Source organism: Pseudomonas sp. R25(2017) (genome assembly GCF_002112565.1).
GTDB classification, from domain to species: domain Bacteria; phylum Pseudomonadota; class Gammaproteobacteria; order Pseudomonadales; family Pseudomonadaceae; genus Aquipseudomonas; species Aquipseudomonas ekonensis.
Window position 1 is genome coordinate 168,903 of sequence record NZ_NEHZ01000009.1, and the last position, 15,475, is coordinate 184,377.

Annotated in this window: 16 protein-coding genes and 1 tRNA gene; 3 read left to right on the forward strand and 14 right to left on the reverse strand. The window is 65.2% G+C overall.

Going from position 1 to position 15,475, the window contains the following annotated elements; translation table 11 throughout:
• The 5 genes from cysW to dibA all read right to left on the reverse strand — a co-directional run bounded on the left by cysW (position 1) and on the right by dibA (position 5,361).
• A complete protein-coding gene (gene cysW, locus CAG31_RS14130; RefSeq protein ID WP_085582073.1) occupies positions 1-873 on the reverse strand; it encodes a sulfate ABC transporter permease subunit CysW in 873 nt (290 codons plus the stop codon).
• 13 nt (positions 874-886) lie between these two features.
• Positions 887-1,705: a sulfate ABC transporter permease subunit CysT gene (gene cysT / locus CAG31_RS14135; RefSeq protein WP_085582075.1), complete on the reverse strand. Its 819-nt coding sequence runs from the start codon at positions 1,703-1,705 to the stop codon at positions 887-889.
• A gap of 144 nt (positions 1,706-1,849) precedes the next feature.
• The gene (locus CAG31_RS14140; protein WP_085582077.1) at positions 1,850-2,863 is read right to left on the reverse strand and encodes a sulfate ABC transporter substrate-binding protein; all 1,014 of its coding nucleotides are present in this window, start codon (positions 2,861-2,863) and stop codon (positions 1,850-1,852) included.
• Positions 2,864-2,999: 136 nt separating this feature from the next.
• Positions 3,000-3,182, reverse strand: a complete 183-nt coding sequence (gene oscA / locus CAG31_RS14145; RefSeq protein WP_085582079.1) for a sulfur starvation response protein OscA — start codon at positions 3,180-3,182, stop codon at positions 3,000-3,002.
• Positions 3,183-3,441: 259 nt separating this feature from the next.
• Positions 3,442-5,361: a phosphodiesterase DibA gene (gene dibA / locus CAG31_RS14150; protein WP_085582081.1), complete on the reverse strand. Its 1,920-nt coding sequence runs from the start codon at positions 5,359-5,361 to the stop codon at positions 3,442-3,444.
• Between the two features lie 146 nt (positions 5,362-5,507).
• Here dibA and desA point away from each other — a divergent pair, with 146 nt between their 5' ends.
• Positions 5,508-6,692: a delta-9 fatty acid desaturase DesA gene (gene desA / locus CAG31_RS14155; RefSeq protein WP_085582083.1), complete on the forward strand. Its 1,185-nt coding sequence runs from the start codon at positions 5,508-5,510 to the stop codon at positions 6,690-6,692.
• A 229-nt stretch (positions 6,693-6,921) separates the two neighbouring features.
• Entirely contained in the window at positions 6,922-7,911 is a 990-nt protein-coding gene (locus CAG31_RS14160) for a sensor domain-containing diguanylate cyclase (RefSeq protein WP_085582085.1), read from the forward strand.
• 57 nt (positions 7,912-7,968) lie between these two features.
• On the opposite strand, the gene CAG31_RS14165 is transcribed toward CAG31_RS14160, so the two are convergent.
• The 6 genes from CAG31_RS14165 to CAG31_RS14190 form a co-directional block, all read right to left on the reverse strand.
• The gene (locus CAG31_RS14165; protein ID WP_085582087.1) at positions 7,969-9,180 is read right to left on the reverse strand and encodes a response regulator; all 1,212 of its coding nucleotides are present in this window, start codon (positions 9,178-9,180) and stop codon (positions 7,969-7,971) included.
• Between the two features lie 140 nt (positions 9,181-9,320).
• Complete coding sequence (gabT, locus tag CAG31_RS14170; RefSeq protein ID WP_085582089.1) at positions 9,321-10,598, reverse strand: 4-aminobutyrate--2-oxoglutarate transaminase; 1,278 nt, start codon at positions 10,596-10,598, stop codon at positions 9,321-9,323.
• A gap of 190 nt (positions 10,599-10,788) precedes the next feature.
• Positions 10,789-12,231 carry an NADP-dependent succinate-semialdehyde dehydrogenase gene (gabD, locus tag CAG31_RS14175; protein ID WP_085582091.1) on the reverse strand — a complete coding sequence of 481 codons (1,443 nt, stop codon included), beginning with the start codon at positions 12,229-12,231 and terminating at the stop codon, positions 10,789-10,791.
• Positions 12,232-12,549: 318 nt separating this feature from the next.
• A complete protein-coding gene (locus CAG31_RS14180) occupies positions 12,550-12,834 on the reverse strand; it encodes a RebB family R body protein (RefSeq protein ID WP_085582093.1) in 285 nt (94 codons plus the stop codon).
• 32 nt (positions 12,835-12,866) lie between these two features.
• On the reverse strand, positions 12,867-13,409 hold the full coding sequence (locus CAG31_RS14185; RefSeq protein WP_085582095.1) for a hypothetical protein: 543 nt from the start codon (positions 13,407-13,409) through the stop codon (positions 12,867-12,869).
• A complete protein-coding gene (locus tag CAG31_RS14190; protein ID WP_085582097.1) occupies positions 13,406-13,633 on the reverse strand; it encodes a RebB family R body protein in 228 nt (75 codons plus the stop codon). Before CAG31_RS14190 ends, CAG31_RS14185 begins: the two co-directional genes overlap by 4 nt.
• 199 nt (positions 13,634-13,832) lie before the next feature.
• Here CAG31_RS14190 and CAG31_RS14195 point away from each other — a divergent pair.
• Positions 13,833-13,909, forward strand: a tRNA-Arg gene (locus CAG31_RS14195).
• Positions 13,910-13,985: 76 nt separating this feature from the next.
• Here CAG31_RS14195 and CAG31_RS14200 read toward each other — a convergent pair.
• The 3 genes from CAG31_RS14200 to CAG31_RS14210 are packed head-to-tail and all read right to left on the reverse strand — an operon-like array spanning position 13,986 to position 15,471.
• A complete protein-coding gene (locus tag CAG31_RS14200) occupies positions 13,986-14,276 on the reverse strand; it encodes a hypothetical protein (protein ID WP_371856105.1) in 291 nt (96 codons plus the stop codon).
• Positions 14,273-14,893, reverse strand: coding sequence for a hypothetical protein (locus tag CAG31_RS14205; protein WP_085582099.1), 621 nt, complete (start codon positions 14,891-14,893; stop codon positions 14,273-14,275). The genes CAG31_RS14200 and CAG31_RS14205 overlap by 4 nt, the downstream gene beginning before the upstream one ends.
• On the reverse strand, positions 14,890-15,471 hold the full coding sequence (locus tag CAG31_RS14210) for an RNA polymerase sigma factor (RefSeq protein ID WP_170930288.1): 582 nt from the start codon (positions 15,469-15,471) through the stop codon (positions 14,890-14,892). The genes CAG31_RS14205 and CAG31_RS14210 overlap by 4 nt, the downstream gene beginning before the upstream one ends.
• Positions 15,472-15,475: the final 4 nt, after the last annotated feature.

Here is a 15,475-nt window from a genome sequence, read left to right on the forward strand (position 1 = left end):
TTATTCCTCCGCGGCGCTGGTGCGCAGGCGGTTGATACGGTTTTCGCTCCACTGCTTGAGCAGCAGGATGAAGAGCGCCAGGATCAGCAACAGGCTCGCCACGGCGAACGCGGCCACGTGGTTGTATTCGTTGTAGAGGATCTCCACGTGCAGCGGCAGGGTGTTGGTGACCCCGCGGATGTGCCCGGACACCACCGACACCGCGCCGAACTCGCCCATGGCCCGGGCGGTGCACAGCACCACGCCGTAGATCAGGCCCCATTTGATGTTGGGCACGGTGACGTGCCAGAACATCTGCCAGCCGTTGGCGCCGAGCAGGCGCGCGGCCTCTTCCTCCTGGGTGCCTTGCTCCTGCATCAGCGGAATCAGTTCGCGGGCCACGAACGGCACGGTGACGAAGATCGTCGCCAGCACGATGCCCGGCAGGGCGAACACGATCTGGATGTCGTGGTCCTGCAGCCACGGCCCGAACAGACCCTGGGCGCCGAACATCAGCACGTAGACCAGGCCGGCGATCACCGGCGACACCGAGAACGGCAGGTCGATCAGGGTCACCAGGATGCTCTTGCCGCGGAACGAGTACTTGCTCACGCACCAGGCGGCGCTGACGCCGAACACCAGGTTCAGCGGCACAGAAATCAGCACGGCGATCACCGTGAGCTTCAGCGCCGACAAGGCGTCCGGCTCCAGGATCGCGGTGAAGAACTCACCGATGCCGTTCTTCAGGCCCTGGGACACCACGATGAACAGCGGCAGCAACAGGAACAGCGCAAAGATCAGCCAGCCGAGGCCGATCAGGGTCCGGCGCGCTGCCGCGTTGCCGCGACGGGCGGCGTTGGCCGAGGACGCGGCCGCAATGGACGGTTGGGACATGGTTCGCGCCTCCTTATGGGGTTTCGATGCGCCGCTGCAACAGGTTGATCAGCAGCAACAGGACAAAGGAAACCACCAGCATCAGCACGCCGATGGACGTGGCGCCGGTGTAGTCGTACTGGTCGAGCTTGACCATGATCAGCAGCGGCAGGATCTCGGTCTTCATCGGCATGTTGCCGGCGATGAAGATCACCGAACCGTACTCGCCCACGCCCCGGGCGAACGCCAGGGCGAAACCGGTCAGCCAGGCCGGCAGCAGCGCCGGCAGCAGCACGTGACGGAACACCTGCAAGGGCTTGGCGCCCAGGCACGCGGCGGCCTCTTCGACCTCACGGGGGATGTCCGCCAGCACCGGCTGCACCGTGCGCACCACGAACGGCAGGGTCACGAAGGTCAGCGCCAGGGTGATGCCCAGGGGGGTGTAGGCGATCTTGAAGCCCAGGTCCGCGGCGAACTGCCCGACCAGGCCGGTGGGGGTGTACAGCGCCGTCAGCGCGATGCCCGCCACCGCCGTCGGCAGGGCGAACGGCAGGTCGATCATCGCGTCGATCACCTTGCGGCCGGGGAAGCTGTAGCGCACCAGCACCCAGGCCAGCAGCGTGCCGATGACGCCGTTGATGACCGCGGCGCACAACGCGGTGCCGAAGCTCAGCTTCAGGGCGGCCAGCACGCGGGGGGCGGAGATGATCGTCCAGAACTGATCCCAGGTGAGTTGGGCGGCGTGGACGAACATCGCCGCCAGCGGGATGAGCACAATCAGACTGAGGTACACCAAGGTGTAGCCCAGCGTCAGCCCGAAGCCGGGTATGACGGGGGAGATACGACGCGACATAAAAGTCCTTGGTCAAAAACACATCTAACAATGTGGGAGCGAGCCTGCTCGCGAAAGTGGAGTATCAGGCGACATGAATGTTGACTGATACTCCCTCTTCGCGAGCAGGCTCGCTCCTACAGTTTTTCAGGCTGCCAAATCAGATTACTGCGCCTGATAGATCTGGTCGAACACGCCGCCGTCGTTGAAGAATTTCGGCTGCGCGGTTTTCCACCCGCCGAAGTCCTTGTCGATGGTCACCAGTTCCAGTTTCGGGAACTGCTGGGCGTACTTGGCCGCCACGTCCTTGTCACGCGGACGGTAGAAGTTCTTCGCCGCGATCTCCTGGCCTGCCGGGCTGTACAGGTGCTTGAGGTACGCCTCGGCGATCTGCTCGTTGCCCTTCTTCTCGGCGTTCTTGTCGACCACCGCCACCGGTGGTTCGGCGAGGATCGACAGCGACGGCACGACGATGTCGAACTTGTCGGCGCCGCCGTCTTCCTTGAGCGCCAGGAACGCTTCGTTCTCCCAGGCCAGCAGCACGTCGCCCTGACCGTTGTTGACGAAGGTGATGGTCGAGCCACGGGCACCGGTATCCAGCACCGGCACATGCTTGAACAGGGTCTGCACGTAGGCCTTGGCCTTGGCTTCGTCACCGCCGTTGGCCTTCAGGCCATAGGCCCAGGCGGCGAGGAAGTTCCAGCGTGCGCCGCCGGAGGTCTTCGGGTTGGGGGTGATGACCGACACGTCGTTCTTGATCAGGTCGCCCCAGTCCTTGATGCCCTTGGGGTTGCCCTTGCGCACCAGGAACACGATGGTCGAGGTGTACGGCGTGCTGGCCTCCGGCAGGCGCTTCTGCCAGTCCGCCGGCAGGGTCTTGCCCAGCTTGGCGATTTCGTCGATGTCGCCGGCCAGCGCCAGGGTCACCACGTCAGCGCGCAGGCCGTCGATCACCGCCCGGCCCTGCTTGCCCGAACCGCCGTGGGACTGCTGGATCTTCACCGTGTCGCCGGCATGTTTCTCCTGCCAGAACTTCACGAACTCGGCGTTGTAATCCTGATACAGCTCACGGGTCGGGTCATACGACACGTTGAGCAGCTCGTAGTCCTTGGCGACCGCAGAACCGGCAAACACAGCGCTGGCCAGGGCGGCCAAAGCGTAACGGCGAATCGACGACATGGGGAAAGCTCCTGGAATTCTGGGTGGTGGCTTTTTCTTATGGATTGCGAAAAGCGGTTTGCCTGTTCAAGACCGCCGTCTGCGCCGACGCCGGCATCAATCCCCCGCAGGCGCTGGCGCAGACCGGGATCGCGGTTCAGCCGGTCTTGTTGCCCGGCTGCTGCAGACGGAATTTCTCTTTGCGTTCGATCTGAACCACTTGGGCGTTGTGCACAGTGATCTCCACCGCGCCGAAACGCAGGTCGCGCAAGGCGCTCTGGATTTCGCGAAGGATGGTGCTTTCGTCCTGACCGTCAACGCTACGCAGGGATGCGCTCATGGTGCTGCTCCTTTGTATGGGATGTGCCTGGCAGCGGCTCGCGCTGCGTCCGGCGTGGGAGCAATATAAGAGAGGGCTGGATATTCTTAAAAAGACTATTTAAGAATGTTTATATAACTTTAAAACATTAGCTGACGGGACAAGGGCTTGCGGCCAAGCCCCCTGTGGAGAGGGCCATTGCTCCCTCTGGTCTGCACCGCAGACCCGAACCCGGGCGGGAGCTAGCGCCCTCGCCACGGGAGTATCCGCAGCTTGGCCGTCAGCCGATGACCGGAACCCTGGACCAATCGATGTCCTGCGCCGGCACCGGCCGCCCGAACCAGTAGCCCTGCCCCAGGTCGCACGCCTGCTCCAGCAGGAACGCCGCCTGCTCGGGCTGCTCGATGCCTTCGGCGTGCACCTGCATGCCCATGCTCCGGGCCAGTGCGATGATCACCCGCACGATCGCCCCGTCGTCCTCGTCCCACGGCAGGCCGGCGACGAACCCCTGGTCGATCTTGAGCTTCTGCACCGGCAGGCGCTTGAGCCGCAGCAGCGACGAGTAGCCGGTGCCGAAGTCGTCGATGGCCAGGCGAATGCCCAGCTCGCGCAGGCGATGCATCTGCTCCAGCGCCACCTCCGGATCGTCCATTACCGCGCTTTCGGTGACTTCCAGCTCAAGGCAGGCCGGATCCAGCCCGGTCTCGTGCAGCACCTGCGCGACCTGCCGGTACAGCTCGCGGCGGGCGAACAGCCGGGACGACACGTTGACCGCGACGAACGACAGCGCCACCCCCGCCTGTTGCCACTGGCACATCTGCCGGCAGGCCTGGCGCATCACCCAGGCGTCGATGTCGGCGATCAGGCCGGTGCGTTCGGCGATGGGGATGAACTCCGCCGGCGACACCAGCCCCCGCTGCGGGTGCTGCCAACGCACCAGCGCCTCGACCCCCACCAGGCGGCCGCTGTGCAGGTCGTGCACCGGCTGGTAATAGACCCGCAGCTCCTGCTGCTCGAGCGCGCGGCGCAGTTCGAAGGCGATCTCGACCCGCTGCTGGGCGTGGGCGGTCAGCTCTTCGGTGTACAGCGCATAACCGTTGCGGCCGCTGCTCTTGGCCTTGAACAGCGCCGCATCGGCGTTGCGCAGCAGTTGCTCGGCGCTCAGGGCATCGCTGGGGAACAGGCTGATGCCGATGCTGGCGTTGATGAACAGTTCGTGGCCCTCCAGGCAGAACGGCTCCTTGAGGCCGTCCAGGATGCGCTGGGCCAGCACCGCCGCCTGCGCAGGCTGCGGGCAGCTTTCGGCCAGCACCGCGAACTCGTCGCCGCCGAGCCGGGCCAGGGTGATGCCCGCCCCGAACAGATCCTGCAGCCGTGCGGCGACTGCCTTGAGCAGGCGGTCGCCGACACTGTGGCTGAGGCTGTCGTTGATCAGCTTGAAATGATCCAGGTCGACCATCAGCAGCGCGCATCCGCGCTTGTGGGTCTGGGCGGACGCCAGCGCCTGCTCGGCGCGGTCGCTGAACAGCAGGCGGTTGGGCAGGTCGGTCAGCGGGTCGTGGTGGGCCAGGTGCTTGAGTTCGTGTTCCGAGTCCTTGATCGCGCTGATGTCGGAAAACACCGCCACGTAATGGCTGAGCCGGCCCTGATCGTCGCGGATGACGCGGATCGTCTGCCATTGCGGGTAGATCTCACCGCTCTTGCGCCGGTTCCAGATCTCGCCGCTCCACTCGCCGCTCGTCTGCAGCGTGGCGAACATCGCCTGGTAGAAGCCCGGCGGATGGTGGCCGGACTTGAACAGGCTCGGCTGCCGGCCCAGCACTTCCTCGCACCGGTAACCGGTGATTTCCATGAAGGCGCGGTTGACGTGCACGATCAGCCCCTGCCGATCCGTCACCAGCACCCCCTCGCGAGTGCAGTCGAACACGGCGGCGGCCTGGCGCAGGCGCTCGCGGTCGGCCTGACGCTCGCGCAGCCGGGCGCCGATGCCGAGGCATTCGAACAACCGCGCCCGCGCGAGAAAGATCAGCCCGGCGCTGAGTGCCACGAACACGTAACCGTTGATCAGTTGCCAGTGCAGCAAGGCCACTGAATCATCGAAGAAACTGTTCAATAAGTAGCCAGTCCCCTGCAGCCAGACCACCGCCAGAACCAGGTAAAGCAGCGCTGCACGCAAGGCATCGCGATAAGAGGCAGACATTCGGCCGTCCATGTCCCTACAAAAAAGTTGGGATTATAGGTCAAGAAACATCCAGCCAACTCTTATCTGAAAGGGCGACTGGTTTTATCTGTGTGCTTGGTGATAATGCAGCGGCTGTTTTTTCTCTACAGAGGGCCCCAAAGGCTATGTGGTACGAAGGTTTTCTCGGCTTGTCGGCCTGGTCGCTGGTGGCCGTCACCCTGTTGATGACCCACGTGACGATCGTCAGCGTCACGGTCTATCTGCACCGCTACTCGGCCCATCGCTCCCTCGAGCTGAATGCCGGCCTCAAGCATTTCTTCCGCTTCTGGCTGTGGCTGACCACCGCGCAGAACACCCGCGAGTGGACCGCGATCCACCGCAAGCACCACGCCAAATGCGAAACCGAGGACGACCCGCACAGCCCGGTGATCAAGGGCCTGTCCACGGTGCTGCGCAAGGGCGCCGAACTGTACCGCGAAGAGGCCCGCAACCCCGAGACCCTGCGTATCTACGGCAAGAACTGCCCCGAGGACTGGATCGAACGCAACCTGTACAGCCGCCATAAGCTGCTGGGCGTGGCGATCATGGCCGTCATCGACCTGCTGCTGTTCGGCACCATCGGCATCACCATCTGGGCCATCCAGATGATGTGGATCCCGGTCTGGGCCGCCGGCGTGGTCAACGGGCTCGGCCATGCCGTGGGCTACCGCAACTTCGAATGCCGCGACGCCGCGACCAACCTGGTGCCGTGGGGCATCCTGATCGGCGGCGAAGAACTGCACAATAACCATCACACCTACCCCAATTCGGCCAAGCTGTCGGTGAAGAAGTGGGAGTTCGACCTGGGCTGGGCCTGGATCAAGGTCTTCTGCTTCCTGCGCCTGGCCAAGGTGCAGCGGGTCGCGCCGATCGCCCACCGCGTCAAGGGCAAGGGCAGCCTGGACATGGACACCGCCATGGCGATCCTCAACAACCGCTTCCAGATCATGGCCCAGTACCGCAAGCTGGTGATCGCTCCCCTGGTCAAGCAGGAACTGGCCCGGGTCGACCATTCGGTGCGCCACCAGTTCCACCGGGCCAAGCGCCTGCTGTCCCGGGAAACCAGCCTGCTGGAAGACCGCCACCACGTGCGCATCCAGAACATGCTCGAGCACAGCCACGCGCTGGCGGTAATCTACGAGAAGCGCCTGGCCCTGCAGCAGATCTGGATCAAGACCAGCGCAAACGGCCACGACATGCTCGCTGCCATCAAGGACTGGGTGCATGAGGCCGAGGCCAGCGGCATCCAGTCCCTGCGCGACTTCGCCGACCAGCTGAAAACCTATTCGCTGCGCCCTTCAGCCGCCTGACCGGTAACCGGGCAAGCCCTCGCTCACAGGAGGGCTTGCCGCTGCAAGACCGGCAACGCGGTGTCCCCTGAATCCCCCTCGCCACGACCGCCCGGCGGGAGCCTCCCTCCCTCACCGCAACAGCGCGGAACTTAGCCCCGCATCCCCCATCTCAAAGACACTTCGCCACCCCGGCAGGCTCAGCTGTGGCCGCTGCGAACCGGCGGCACACCCTTTGAGATTCGCGTCGATGGTCAATAACAATGAAAACGGCTCATCCCCTTCCCAGTGGCCCGAAGCCGCGCAAACGCTGATGGCGCTGATGCACGCCCAGGGCGAAGTCGCCCGCCTGAGCGAACGGGAGCAACTGTTCAGCTCGCTGCTGGTCAGCGTCAATGCCGTGTTGTGGGCCTTCGACTGGGAAACCCGTCAGGTGCTCTACGTCAGCCCCGCCTACGAGCGGATCTTCGGCCGCTCCGCCGGGCTGCTGCTGGCGGACTACAACCAGTGGCGCGACAGCATCTACCCCGACGACCTGGACTACGCCGAACGCAGCCTCGCCGACGTGCTGCGCAAAGGCGCGGTGGAGGACCGCGAATACCGGATCATCGCCGCCGACGGCCAGGTGCGCTGGCTCAGCGACAAATGCTTCATCAACCGCCAGGAAGAACCGGGCCGGCCGGTGATCATCGTCGGCATCGCCGAAGACATCACCGAAAAGAAGCAGATGGAAACCGAGCTGCAACGCCTGGCCACCACCGACGCGCTGACCTGCAGCAGCAACCGCCGCCACTTCTTCGAATGCGCCCACCGCGAGTTCGAGCAGGCCCGCCTGCAAGGCTCGCCGCTGGCGTTCCTGCTGCTGGACATCGATGACTTCAAACTGATCAACGACACCTACGGCCACCCGGAGGGCGACAGCGTCCTGCAACGGATCGCCGAGTGCGGACGCGACTCGCTGCGCAGCGGGGATCTGTTCGGGCGCATCGGCGGCGAGGAGTTCGCCGCCGTATTCCCGGGATGCGCGCAGGACTTTGCCCTGCAAGTGGCCGAACGCCTGCAGCGGGAGATCCAGCGTTTGAGTTTCCAGCATGGCGAACACGCCTACGGCATCACCGTCAGCCAGGGCCTGACCTGCCTGACCGTCGACGACGAAAGCCTCGACAGCCTGTTCGCCCGGGCGGACGCGGCCATGTACAAGGCCAAAAGGCTGGGCAAGAACCGGATCGTCTGCGGCTGAGCCGCCTCCGGCCCTGTGGGAGCCGGCCCGCCGGCAGGAACTTTGCTCCAGACCCGGCTATTTGCGCATCCGCGTCAGTTCCGGCAGGCCGATCTTGAGCAATCGCGCCGTACGGCTCTTCGCCAGTTCCTCGACGCCTTCCTGCTCGGTCAGCCGAGCCATCTGCGCCGCCATGTTCATCACCAGCGCCTCTCGGGAATACACTCCGCCGCCGAGCTGGTAGACCGACGCGATCAGCTCGCGCAGCTCCAGCGGCAAGCGCCAACGGGTACGCAGCGCCGAACCGTAGGCCGCGCCGAACGCCACCAGCGCGTCGCCCACTTCTTCCGTCTCGTCCAGCGCACCGCCGGCCTGCTTCCACTCCTGCAGGCAGCGCAGCAGCGCCAGATCGCCGAGGCGGTGCAGCAGCCCCGCGCAATAGCAGCGCTCCTGATCCAGGTCGAGCAACCGCGCCAGTGTCCGGGCATATTCGGCGGTGTGCAGCGACAGGCCCCAATAGCGTTCGGCGTAATCGGCCAGGTACGGGTCGCTGAGCTTGGCGCTGCGCTTGAGCGCCAGGCCCAGGATCAGGTTGGTGCTCTGCCCGGTGCCCAAGCGGTGCAGCGCCTGGGCGAGGGTCTGCACCGGTGCGCCATGGTGCTGGGCAGCGCTGTTGGCGGCGGCGATCAGCACGGCGGTGATCTGCGGATCGGTGCGGATCTCTTCCTCCAGCAGCTTCAGGTCCAACCCGTCGGGATTGAGGCTGCGCTTGATCGCCACCTGCACATCGGTCATCAGCGGCGCGCCGTCGGTCTGCTCGCGGCGCCGCTCCAGGAACACCGACAGGGTCATGCCCGGCGCCAGCGCCGGCACTTCGCAGAACACTTCTTCCCCGGCGCTGAGCAGCAGGCCTTGCAGGCGCTCGGTCAGGCTCTCCATGTTCAGCGGCTTGGTCAGATAGGCGGTCGGCGCCAACGGCAGGGCCTCGCGCACGCTGGCGCTGTCGTTGCGGGTGCTCATCAGGATGAACGGCAGCGGCGGGTTGCGCTTGCGCTGGCGGACGCTGCGCAGCACGTTCAGGCCGTCGACGCCGGGCAGCTCCCAATCGACGATGGCCAGGTCGTAGGGCACTTCGCCCAGCAGCGACATCGCCTGCTGGCCATCGGCGCACAGGTCCAGCCGCGCGTCGCAGCGCACGTTCAGCAACACCTGCTTGAGCAGATCGCGCGACCAGGGGTCGGCCTCGGCGATCAGGACTCTCGGTACAGCGGGTAATTCGACGGCAGTCATGCTCGCCCTCCCTTGCAATGGTTGAACCTTAGCCAATGCTGGCGATTCGATACAGCCCGGAATCGAAGGATGCGTTCCCCAGGCAACAAAAAACCCGCCGAAGCGGGTTTTTTGTCGATCCGGTCACACGGTGCCCGGCCTTACAGCTCGGCGAAGCACTCTTCGATGATCTTCAGGCCTTTGTCCAGCTGCTCGTCCGGCGAGGTCAGCGGCACCAGCACCCGCAGAACGTTGCCGTAGGTGCCGCAGGACAGCAGGATCAGGCCTTTTTCACGGGCCTTGGCCACCACGGCCGCTACGGCGGTCGGGTTCGGCTTGTGGCTGTCGCCGTTCTCGAACAGCTCGACGGCGATCATCGCGCCCAGGGCACGGACTTCACCGATCACCGGGTACTTGGCCTGGATGGCCTTGAGGCCGGTCACCAGACGCTCGCCGACGGCCTTGCAGCGGTCCAGCAGCTTCTCTTCCTCGAACACTTCCATCACCGCCAGCGCAGCGGCGCAGGCGATCGGGCTGCCGGCGTAGGTGCCGCCCAGGCCGCCCGGTGCGATGGCGTCCATGTATTCGGCCTTGCCGCACACACCCGCCAGCGGGAAGCCGCCGGCGATGGATTTGGCGAAGGTGGTCAGGTCGGCGGCGACGCCCATCTGCTCCATGGCGAAGAAGGTGCCGGTGCGGCCGGCGCCGGTCTGCACTTCGTCAGCGATCAGCAGGATGCCGTGCTGGTCGCACAGGGCGCGCAGACGCTTCATGAACTCTTTCGGCGCGACGTAGAAACCACCCTCGCCCTGCACAGGCTCGATGATGATCGCGGCGATGTCCTTCGGCTCGGCGTCGTTCTTGAAGATGCGCTCGATGCTGGCGATGGAGTCGTCGATGCTCACGCCGTGCAGTTCGTTCGGGTACAGCGCACGGAAGATGCCGCCCGGCATCAGGCCCATGCCGGCGGAGTAAGGCACGACCTTGCCGGTCAGGCCCAGGGTCATCATGGTGCGGCCGTGGTAGGCGCCGGTGAAGGCGATCACGCCGGCGCGGCCGGTGGCGGCACGGGCGATCTTCACGGCGTTCTCGACGGCTTCGGAACCGGTGGTCACCAGCAGGGTTTTCTTGGCGAAGTCACCCGGCACGCGGGCGTTGATCTTCTCGCACAGTTCGACGTAAGGCTCGTAGGCCAGTACCTGGAAGCAGGTGTGGGTCAGCTTGTTCAGCTGCTCGGTCACGGCGGCGATGATTTTCGGGTGCACGTGGCCGGTGTTCAGCACGGCGATGCCGCCGGCGAAGTCGATGAACTCGCGGCCTTCGACGTCGGTCACGGTGGCGTTCTTCGCGGAGTCGGCGAAGATCGGGTGGATCTGGCCGACGCCACGTGGAACAGCGGCTACACGGCGGGCCATCAGATCAGCGTTAGTCTTGCTCATTACATTCCTCATTCGCCGCTCATCGGTCGGCGTGGTTCAAGGATTACGCAGCGGGGAGGCAACTGGGGCAGCATGCGATGATCGACTGCCGCAGCTATCCCGGCCGCAGAGAAAATTCCGTTGTGGAGCGACGCAAAGGGACAGCGCTCTCGTGCCCTTTGCGCTTGGAGCAAAGCCTTGCCGGCGCGTCTCAGACGCCCAGGCAGAGGTATTTGATTTCCAGGTAGTCCTCGATGCCGTACTTGGAGCCTTCACGGCCCAGGCCCGACGCCTTGATGCCGCCGAACGGCGCGACTTCGTTGGAGATCAACCCGGTGTTGACGCCGACCATGCCGTATTCCAGGGCCTCGGCCACACGGAACACACGGCCCAGGTCGCGGGCGTAGAAGTAGGAGGCCAGGCCGAACTCGGTGTCGTTGGACATCGCGATCACTTCGGCTTCGTCCTTGAAGCGGAACAGCGGCGCCAGCGGGCCGAAGGTCTCTTCCTTCGCCACGGCAGCGTCCTTGGACACGTTGGTCAGGATGGTCGGCTCGAAGAAGTTGCCTTGCATCGGCTTGCCGCCGGACAGCACGGTCGCGCCCTTGCCCACGGCATCGGCGATGTGTTCCTGCACCTTGGCCACGGCCTTCTCGTCGATCAGGGGACCTGTGGTGGTGCCCTCTTCCAGACCGTTGCCGATCTTGAGCTTGGCCACGGCGCCCTTCAGCTTCTCGGCGAACGCGTCGTAGACCGCATCCTGGATGTACAGGCGGTTGGCGCAGACGCAGGTCTGGCCGTTGTTGCGGTACTTGGAGATGATCGCGCCTTCGACGGCCTTATCCAGGTCCGCGTCGTCGAACACGATGAACGGCGCGTTGCCGCCCAGCTCCAGGGAAACTTTCTTGATGTCCTTGGCGCATTCCGACATCAGTTGGCGACCGATCTCGGTGGAGCCGGTGAAGGACAGCTTGCGCACGGTCGGGTTGCCGGTCAGTTCGCTGCCGATGTCGCCGGCGCTGCCGGTGACCACGCTGAACACGCCTTTGGGAATGCCGGCGCGCTGGGCCAGTTCAGCCAGGGCGAAGGCGGAGAACGGGGTCTGCGAAGCGGGCTTGAGCACCATGGTGCAACCGGCGGCCAGGGCCGGGCCGGCCTTGCGGGTGATCATCGCCGCCGGGAAGTTCCACGGGGTGATGGCGGCGGTGACGCCGATCGGCTGCTTGATCACGATCAGGCGCTTGTCTGGCTGGTGGCCAGGGATCACGTCGCCGTAGATGCGCTTGGCTTCCTCGGCGAACCACTCGATGAACGAGGCGGCGTAGACGATTTCGCCCTTGGCTTCGGCCAGCGGCTTGCCTTGCTCGAGGGTCATCAGGCGGGCCAGGTCGTCCTGGTTCTCGATGATCAGCTCGAACCAGCGGCGCAGCTTGGAGGCGCGCTCCTTGGCGGTCAGCGCACGCCAGGCCGGCAGCGCCTTGTCGGCGGCCTCGATGGCGCGGCGGGTCTCGGCGGTGCCCATCTTCGGCACGGTGCCCAGGATTTCGCCCGTGGCCGGGTTGTTGACCTTGATCGTCTGACCGTTGTCCGCATCGACCCAAGCGCCATCGATGAAGGCTTGCTGGCGGAACAACTGGGTGTCTTTAAGCTGCATGTCGGCTTTCCTTAACAGCACCGCGCACGGCGCGGAGCAAAATTATGATTGTAGAAAGGCGCCTCTCGAGGCTGCCGTCAGGGAAATCATTCACCGGGTGAAGCACATGGATGGCGCACGGTCCGTAGCGTGTGCGGCTCAGCATCCAGACAAGGAGCGTTTGAAATCTCAAACGAATCCTAGGTTCAACAGGTTTAAAGGACAATAGGCCGTTCGAAAAAAAGAACAAAAACGGCGCATTTGTTGAGGTTTTCGGATCAACGAGCAAAAGGCCCCGCTCGGTGGGCGGGGCCTTTTGCAGTATCGGCGACAGGTGTTTCAGGTCTTCGGCGCCTTGGCGGCGACATCCTGGAGGATGCTCCGGGTCGCCAGGGCATCCGCCGTGGTGTCGAGGCTGTAAATCTGCATCACGCCCTGGGTGGCCGCCGCCTGGGCCAGGATGTTCTGCTGTTGCTGGGCGTTCACGGCATTCTCGAACAGGATGCCGGTGGAGTGCGCCATGGATTGGTAGAGACTGCCCAGCGCCATCGCCGGCGCCTCGGCCAGCACGTTGACGTTGGTTTGGGTGACCGCATCGGTGATCTGATCATTCACGGTTGCCATGTTCCGGCTCCTTTCGCTGGACGATGGGTTGCTCATGCATTGGCGGCCCGCTCGGCCAGGTTGGCGCTGAAGCGGGCGATGCTCTGGTTGATCCGTTCAAGCGCCTGGTCCACGCCTTCGCCGTCCAGGGCACCGGTGGCCGCCGCGACCGCCGCGGCGCCGCCGACCAACAGGTGGGTGTTGAGGGCTCCCAATGCGCTTTCGCTGGCGATCTCCAGCTCGTCGTTGACGATGCTTTCGGTCATCTTGCGCAGCAGCACGCCCTGGGCGGCCAGGGCCAGTTTGGTCACGCCGTCGAAATAGCTGGCCGCCGACTGCGCCACCAGACCGCTGGCCTGACGCACCAGCAGCTCCGACGCGAGGGCCGAGACCACCGGCGTCTGCGTGGCCAATTGGGTGTTCAGCAAATTGATCGACTCGACGATCTGCCGGTTCAGGGATTCGCTGCCGACGCCGTCGGCCACCTGCTTGAGCAACTGCTCGTTGAGCGATTCCAGCAGCGAGGCCGCCGTGGCGGCGGGGTCGGCCGCTGCCGGCTCTGCGGCGGCGCTGCGGGCCTGCTCCTTGTCCGTCATGATTTGTCTCCCACCGCCAGGATCTGCCGCACGGCCGCCGCCACCGTGGCGTTGCCGACGATGTTCATCGCCTGCTGGTGGCTGACCGCGTTCTCCAGGGCCAGGCCGACCGCGTGGCTGGCGACCTGGGACAGCGTGGCGATGGCCGTGGACGGCGCAGAGCCCACGACCTGTACGTTCGATTGGGTGACGGCATCGGTGATTTGGGGATTGACGGTAGTCATGGGTTTCTCCTTGGGGATGGGCATCCGGAAGCCCGCCGCAGGAAAACGATAGATCAGCCGCGCCAAAGCGCCAGAAGCGCTCATTGCAGGACATTGCAGCCGGCCGGCGCGCAGAAAAGGCCGGTAACGGAAACGCAATTCGCCAAGCTGAAAACCGGCATGGACGCCCCGGATCGACCTAGGTATGATGTCGCCCGCTGCACCAGTAGCTCAGCTGGATAGAGTACTGCCCTCCGAAGGCAGGGGTCGTGGGTTCGAATCCCGCCTGGTGCGCCATGAATCGAAACGAGAAAGCCCCGGACCGCAAGGTCCGGGGCTTTTTTGTGGGTGCCGGAACGGGACGGTTTCGGATCTACTCCGTCGTCCAGTCGAACTCGTCGTACCCGTCATCCTCGTCTTCCCCGGCCTCCAGGTCGAAAACGTCATCTTCGTCAGCCACGTTCTCTTCCGCTTGGTTCAGCAGAAACTCCTTGCGGGCTTCGGTAATCGCTCGCCGCATCTCCTCGCCCTTTTCCGGGCAGTTGAGGAGTTGGGCGATGCGGTCGATTTTCGGTGCCACGGTGTTCTCCAGCGCATCGGCAATGCCCCGATAGTGCGCGCTTTTGCGGGGCAATGCCAAATCGCTGGCGGACGGAGCGGTCATTTTTCCTGCAATTGCGTGAGCCGCGCGTCGAGGTCAGTGCCCGGATAGCGCTTGTGCAGTTCGTTGAACAGCCTGTCCGCCGCCTGGGCCTGGCCGGCTTCGCGCAGGTGCAGGACCTCGCGCAGTTGCCGGTCGAGGCCGTTGGCCGGGGCCGCGGCGCGCTTGCTGGCCTTGGCCTCGTCAGCGCTGTCGGCGCTGTCGGCGCTGAGCGCTTCGCTCTCCATCGGCGCCGCCCTTTCGGCCATCGGCGCCGGCGCAGGGGCCGACAGCGCGGCGGCCGGCGCGGCCAAGGAGCGGGATTCGGCCGCTTCCTGGCGGGCCGCCGGCGCAGCGGGTTTGGCGGCGGGGGCGAAATCGTAGCGCGGCACCGGCTCGGGCGCCTGCTGCACCATCGACAGCATCAGCGCCACGCCGACCAGGCTGGCGAACGCCACCTGATAACGCGGCTGACGGCACATCCGCAGCCAGCGCTGCCACAGGCCCGGTTTCGCGGCCGGTGCCTGCCGGCGGGCGGCGTCGAGGATGAATGCATCCAGGTGCGGCGACGGTTCGCCAGCGTGGTGCTCGCGCACGTGCGCAATCACCAGGTCTTCGGGTGTCCGGCGGGCGTCAGTCATGTCAGTACCTCCTCGGCCAGCAGCCGACGCAGTTTTTGCTGGGCGTAGCGCAGGCGGCTCTTGACCGTTTCCAGCGGTGTTTCGGTGAGGCTGGCGATCTGCGCCAGGTCGAGGTCGCCGTGGGCGCGCAGCAGGAACACTTCGCGCTGGTCGGCGGGCAAGGCCTGCAGGGCGTCCTCCAGGCGCTGACTGTCGCGGCTCAGGCTCAGCAGTTGTTCGGGATCGGTGGTTTCGTCGCTGACGGCGTGCGCCTGCTCGTCGTAGCTGTCGTGCAGCGGCTGGCGGGCGCCGTGCTTGCGCCAGTGGTCGATCAAGCGGTTGCGGGCGATCTGGAACAGCCAGGTGCGGAATGTCGCCCGGCCCTGCGGCCGGCTGGCGCTGCGGATCAGGCTCAGCCAGGTTTCCTGGTACACCTCCTCGGCCAGTTCGGGCTTGCCGCTCAGGCCCAGCAGAAAACGGTACAGGCCCTGACGGTGGCGGGCGTACAGAATCTCGAACGCCGCGCCGTCGCCCTCGCGGTAGCGCGCCAGCAGCGATTCGTCACTGCTGGCGGCAAGGCTGTCCTTGGCTGCGAACAGCTGG